This is a genomic window from Pseudomonas sp. PS02288 (assembly GCF_029959715.1).
In the GTDB taxonomy this organism is placed as follows: domain Bacteria; phylum Pseudomonadota; class Gammaproteobacteria; order Pseudomonadales; family Pseudomonadaceae; genus Pseudomonas_O; species Pseudomonas_O kuykendallii.
The window spans coordinates 1-664 of record NZ_JASCPA010000129.1 but is presented as its reverse complement, the minus strand read 5'-3'; the positions used below and the strand labels follow the sequence as shown (position 1 = coordinate 664).

At 62.7% G+C, this 664-nt stretch carries 1 protein-coding gene; it reads right to left on the bottom strand.

The genetic code is table 11. The annotated features are described in order from the left end of the window. A partial coding sequence (istB, locus tag QMX85_RS23360) for an IS21-like element ISPst3 family helper ATPase IstB (RefSeq protein ID WP_282344940.1) occupies nt 1–664 on the bottom strand: 664 nt, incomplete at both ends.

Sequence of the window (664 nt, the reverse complement as noted above, 5' to 3'; positions counted from 1 at the left end):
TTGGCCTGGGCCGCCAAGCTACTGTGTTGCAGGCGATAGGACTCGTTACCGGTTTCGACGATGTGGCAGTGGTGGGTCAGCCGATCCAGCAGGGCGGTGGTCATCTTGGCGTCGCCGAACACGCTCGGCCATTCGGCGAAGCTCAGGTTGGTGGTGATCGCCACGCTGGTGTGTTCGTACAGCTTGGATAGCAGGTGAAACAGCAACGCACCGCCGGCCTGGCTGAAGGGCAGATAACCCAGTTCGTCGAGGATGACCAGATCCATGCGCAGCAGAGCTTGGGCGATCCGCCCGGCTTTGCCGTCGTGCTTTTCGCGCTCCAGCAGATTGACCAGATCGACCGTGGAGTAGAAGCGCACGCGCTTGCCGTGCCGGGTGATGCCGGACACGGCCAGCGCAGTGGCCAGGTGGGTTTTACCGGTGCCAGGCCCACCGATCAGCACCACGTTCTGCGCGGTGTCGGTAAAGGCCAGACTGGCCAGTTCGCTGATCAAACGAGCGTCTGCGCTGGAGGCGCTGAAGTCGAAGCCGGCCAGGTCGCGGTGCATCGGCAGCTTGGCCATGTTCATCTGGTGGCTCACCGAGCGCATGGCGCGATCTGTGTGCTCTTGTTCCAGCAGGTGTTCGAGCAGCCACTTGGACGAGGCTGTGTTCGACTCACCCT